5 protein-coding genes and 1 riboswitch are annotated in these 4290 nt (G+C 75.5%); of the genes, 4 read left to right on the top strand and 1 reads right to left on the bottom strand.

All coding sequences use genetic code 11. The features are described from left to right. Positions 1–175: 175 nt before the first annotated feature. A complete protein-coding gene (locus tag DQW06_RS21835) occupies positions 176–400 on the top strand; it encodes a hypothetical protein (RefSeq protein ID WP_013153462.1) in 225 nt (74 codons plus the stop codon). Positions 401–423: 23 nt separating this feature from the next. Here the strand turns inward: DQW06_RS21835 and DQW06_RS21830 are convergent, their stop codons facing one another. Beyond that, entirely contained in the window at positions 424–1383 is a 960-nt protein-coding gene (locus DQW06_RS21830) for a threonine/serine dehydratase (RefSeq protein ID WP_013153463.1), read from the bottom strand. Positions 1384–1538: 155 nt separating this feature from the next. Further along, positions 1539–1719: riboswitch (cobalamin riboswitch) on the top strand. A gap of 24 nt (positions 1720–1743) precedes the next feature. On the opposite strand from DQW06_RS21830, the gene DQW06_RS21825 reads away from it, so the two are divergent. The 3 genes from DQW06_RS21825 to DQW06_RS21815 all read left to right on the top strand — a co-directional run. After that, on the top strand, positions 1744–2790 hold the full coding sequence (locus DQW06_RS21825; RefSeq protein ID WP_013153464.1) for an ABC transporter substrate-binding protein: 1047 nt from the start codon (positions 1744–1746) through the stop codon (positions 2788–2790). A 35-nt stretch (positions 2791–2825) separates the two neighbouring features. Continuing rightward, positions 2826–3890 carry an iron ABC transporter permease gene (locus DQW06_RS21820; RefSeq protein WP_071622212.1) on the top strand — a complete coding sequence of 355 codons (1065 nt, stop codon included), beginning with the start codon at positions 2826–2828 and terminating at the stop codon, positions 3888–3890. Continuing rightward, a partial coding sequence (locus DQW06_RS21815; protein WP_157983542.1) for an iron chelate uptake ABC transporter family permease subunit occupies positions 3887–4290 on the top strand: 404 nt, incomplete at its 3' end. The genes DQW06_RS21820 and DQW06_RS21815, both read left to right, overlap by 4 nt.

Raw genomic sequence — 4290 nt, 5'->3', positions numbered from 1 at the left:
GCGCCGCGGCGCCGTCCCCGGCCCCTCGCCGTGTGGGTGGACGGACGTGCTGCGGGCGGACGCGCGGTGGCGCGCGTATGACCCAGTTCACCGCCGCTGACACTCGGCCCGAAAGTTAACACCTATTACGGTTGGGTTGTCGGCACGTCCAACCCCCGATCCCCTCGGAGCACCCATGATCGACCCCGATTCCTTCGGTACCGCGCTGTGGACCGTGCTGATCGTCGCCGCGGTCGTCATCGCCTTCGGGCTCGCCGCGCTGTCGGACATGGCCATGCGCCGCCGCGAGGACCGTGCCGCGCGCGCCGCCGGGCGCGACAACCCCGTGGCGGCGCGTGCGGGCGAGCGGCAGCGCGTGAACGGGAGCGGTCCCGCCGGCGGCGGGGGCTCCCGAGCCTGAGACCGCGGTGCCGCCCGCGCGGCTCACGCCACCAGGCGGGCGAACAGCCCCGGGTCGGCGTTGCCCCCCGAGACGACCGCGACCGTCTCCTGCGGGCGGCCGGGCGCGGTGGGCACCCGGCCCGCCAGGACCGCGGCGGCGGCCAGGGCCCCGCTGGGCTCGGCGACCAGGCGCGCCCCGTGGGCGAGGGCGGCGACGGCGCGGGCGATCTCCTCCTCGGTCACGGTGACGACCTCGTCCAGGCGGGCGCGCAGGTGGGCGAAGGTCAGCTCGGACAGGCACACGCGCACCCCGTCGGCCATGGTGCGGTGGGTGCGCTCGGGCGGCCAGGTGACCAGGCTTCCGGTGCGCAGGCTCTCGGCGGCGTCGGCGGCCAGTTCGGGCTCCACCCCCACGACGCGGACCCGGCGCGGGCCCGCGGCGGCCAGCGCGGCGGTGGCCACCCCCGAGGCGAGCCCGCCTCCGCCCACGGGCACGACGACGGTCGCGACCCCGGGCGACTGCTCCAGGATCTCCAGGCCGACCGTGCCCTGGCCCGCGATGACGCTCGGGTCGTCGAAGGGCGGGACCAGGGCGAGCCCCTCCTCGTCCCGGAGCCTGCGGGCGGTGGCCTCCCTCTCCCGGGGGGCGACCATGACGATGCGGGCTCCCAGGGCGCGCATGCGGTCGACCTTCACCCCGGGCGCGCCCTCGGGGACGACGACGGTGCAGGGCACCCCGTGCCGGGCGGCGGCGTGGGCGAGCGCCTGGCCGTGGTTGCCCGAGGAGTGGGTCACCACACCGCTTCGGCGCTGGTCGGGGTCGAGCAGGGCGACGGCGTTGGTGGCGCCGCGCAGCTTGAAGGCCCCGGTGGGCTGGAGGCTCTCGGGTTTGAGCAGGAACGGCGGCCCTCCGGCGGGGCCCGCCGTCAGCGGGGTGCGCACCACCTCCCCGCGCAGGCGTTCCCGGGCGGCGCGGACGTCCTCCACCGTGATCAGTTCCATGCGCCCTCTATGCCCGGTCCCGGTCCGGCCACGCGTGCGGACGGCGCTCCGCCGGTCGGGCGGCTCGCGGGGGTCCGGTCGTCGGCCGGAGGGGAGCGGGTCTCGCGGAAGGGACCCGCGTGCACTACCGTGGCCGGTTGACTGTCAGCACAAGTCCATATCGTCGACGTCGCAGTGCACGGGAAGCCGGTGGAAGTCCGGCGCGGTCCTCGCCACTGTGACCGGAGTGCGCCTCCCGCACGCCACTGGGCCGGACACGGCTTGGGAAGGGTGGGGGCGCGGGGCCAGAGCCCGACTCCGGGAGCCAGGAGACCGGCTGCGACCGTCCGCGTCATCAGACCACGAAGGATGGTTTGTTCGATGAAGCCCACCGGGGCACGCGCGGTCCGGTACCGCCTGCCCGCCTGCGCCGCCCTCGCCCTGCTCCTGGCCACGACCGCCTGCGGCGGGGGCTCCGCCGCCCCCTCCCCCGAGGCTGCCGGGGAGACGATCCGCAACTGCGGCGTCGACGTGGCCGCGGACAGCCCGCCGGAACGGGTGTTCGCCGCCTACCAGCCCGCCATCGAGACCGCCCACGCGCTGGGCCTCAGCGACCGCCTGGTGGGGACGGCGTTCCTGGACGCCGCCGTCCTGGAGGAGTACGCCGACGCCCAGGCCGGGCAGGAGTACTACCCCAACCTGCCCAGCCGGGAGGAACTGCTCAGCCACGGGCCCGACTTCGTGCTCGCCGGGTTCAACGACGTGTTCACCGACGAGAACCTCGGTACGCGGGCCTCCCTGCGCGAGCTGGGCATCGGCAGCTGGATCCCGGCTCCGCTGTGCCCTAGCGGGGACGGCCGCACCGACGCGACCATCGACCCGGCCTCGGTGACGATGGACAACGTCTACGCCGACCTGCGGAACCTGGGCGCCCTGTTCGACGCGCGCGAGCGCGCCGAAGAGGTCATCGCGGACATGGAGGGCACGATAGGCGGGGTCACCGAGGCCCTGGAGGGCGGCGTGCCTGAGGAGGACCGGCCCTCGGTGATGGTCGGCCGCCCCAGCGACCAGGGGTTCCGGGTGGCCGGCGGGCAGGACTTCTCCACCGAGATCATCCGGCTGGCCGGAGGCGTCAACGCCTTCGCCGACCTGGACGGCGGTCGCAACCACGACGTGGCCGTCGAGGACGTGATCGCGCGCGACCCCGACTTCATCCTGGTCGACGTGTGCTGCGACGCGCGGATGACCGCCGCCGACGCCGCCCCGGACGTGGAGCGGATCACGGCCGATCCCGTGCTGGCCAACCTGACCGCGGTCACCGAGGAGCAGGTGGAGGAGTTCACCTTCGCCGACCGTTCCGCGGGTGTGCGCAGCGCGGCCGCGGTGGAGACGGTCGCCCGGATCCTGCACCCCGGCCTGTTCGGGTAGGCGGGCCGGTGGCCCCCCATGTGGCCGGGAGGCCCGTGACGGCCGTGCCCTCGGGAGTCCGGCGCCGGCTGCGGGCCGCGGCCGACGGTTCCGGGGTTCTCGTCAGTGCCCGCGCCCGCGTCGCCGGGTTGGCGGTGGCGCTGCTGGTCCTGGCCGCGACCCTGCTGGCGTCGGTCCTGGTCGGTTACGAGCGGCTGTCCGTGGCCGACGTGTACCTCGCCTACGCCGGTTTCACCGGTTCGGACACCGACTTGGTCGTGCGGCACCTGCGTGTGCCGCGTACCCTGGCCGGGCTGGCGGTCGGCGCGGCCTTGGGCGTGTCCGGGGTCCTGGCGCAGGGGGTGACCCGCAACCCCCTCGGTGACCCCGGCGTCCTCGGCATCAACGCGGGCGCCTCCCTGGCGGCGGTCCTCGCGATCAGCGTGTTCGGGGTGTCCGCGCTACTGGGCTACGTCGGCTTCGCCTTCGCGGGCGCGGCGGTCGCCGCCTGCGTGGTCCACGCCGTGGGTTCGCTGGGTCCGGAGGGGGCCAGTCCGGTCAGGCTCACGCTCGCCGGAGCCGCGGTCTCGGCCCTGCTGGGTTCGCTGACCTCGGCGATCGTCCTGCGCGACCGCGCGAGCCTGGACGAGTACCGGTTCTGGGTGGTGGGCTCGCTGGCGGGTGCCGACGGCGCGGCGCTGCTCCAGGCGCTGCCGTTCCTGGCCGCCGGGCTGGTGACGGCGGTGGCGGTGGCCCGGTCCCTGAACGCGGTGGCGCTCGGCGACGAGCTGGCCCGCTCCCTGGGGACACGGCTGTGGCTGGTGCGCGGGACGAGCGCCCTGGCGGTGGTGCTCCTGGCCGGGACGGCGACGGCCGTGGCGGGTCCGATCGGCTTCGTCGGGGTCGCCGTGCCGCACGTGGCGCGGGTCATGGTCGGCCCCGACCACCGATGGGTGCTGCCCTGGTCGGCGGTGCTGGCGCCCGTCCTGTTGTTGGCGGCCGACGTCGCGGGCCGGGTGGTGGCGCGTCCCGAGGAGTTGCAGGTCGGCGTCCTCACCGCTCTCATCGGTGCGCCGTTCTTCGTCCTCGTGGTGCGCGGGCGAAGGGTGGCGGGGCCGTGACGGCGCGCTCCGGGGCCCTGGGTCCCCGAACGGGGGTGGCCCGCCTGGGCGGACTGTCGGTACGGGTGTACTGGCCCGCGGTACTGCTCGGCGGCCTGCTCACCGCCCTGGCCGCGGCGGTGGCCCTGGTCTCGCTGACCCTGGGGGACTTCGAGCTGGGCGTGGGCGAGGTGGTGGACGCGCTCACCGGCCGTGCCGGGGTGATGGTGACGCACGTGGTGGTGGAGATGCGGCTGCCGCGTGTGCTCACCGCGCTGGGTGTGGGCGCCGCACTGGCGCTCTCGGGGGCGCTGCTGCAACGGCTGGCGCACAACCCGCTGGTCAGCCCGGACGTCATCGGGGTCAGCGCGGGCGCGACGACCGCGGCGGTGCTCGCCATCGTCGTCTTCGGCGGCACGGC

The sequence above is a fragment of the Nocardiopsis sp. TNDT3 genome (assembly GCF_003427465.1).
Taxonomy (GTDB): Bacteria; Actinomycetota; Actinomycetes; order Streptosporangiales; family Streptosporangiaceae; genus Nocardiopsis; species Nocardiopsis dassonvillei.
Note: the sequence above shows the minus strand (reverse complement) of the source record. Positions and strands in the feature narration are given on the sequence as shown.

What these genes read in the sequence shown, in the direction of transcription:
- DQW06_RS21835 (WP_013153462.1), top strand. Translation starts at nt 176, where the DNA reads ATGATCGACCCCGATTCCTTCGGTACCGCGCTGTGGACCGTGCTGATC.
- DQW06_RS21830 (WP_013153463.1), bottom strand. Translation starts at nt 1,383, where the DNA reads ATGGAACTGATCACGGTGGAGGACGTCCGCGCCGCCCGGGAACGCCTG.
- DQW06_RS21825 (WP_013153464.1), top strand. Translation starts at nt 1,744, where the DNA reads ATGAAGCCCACCGGGGCACGCGCGGTCCGGTACCGCCTGCCCGCCTGC.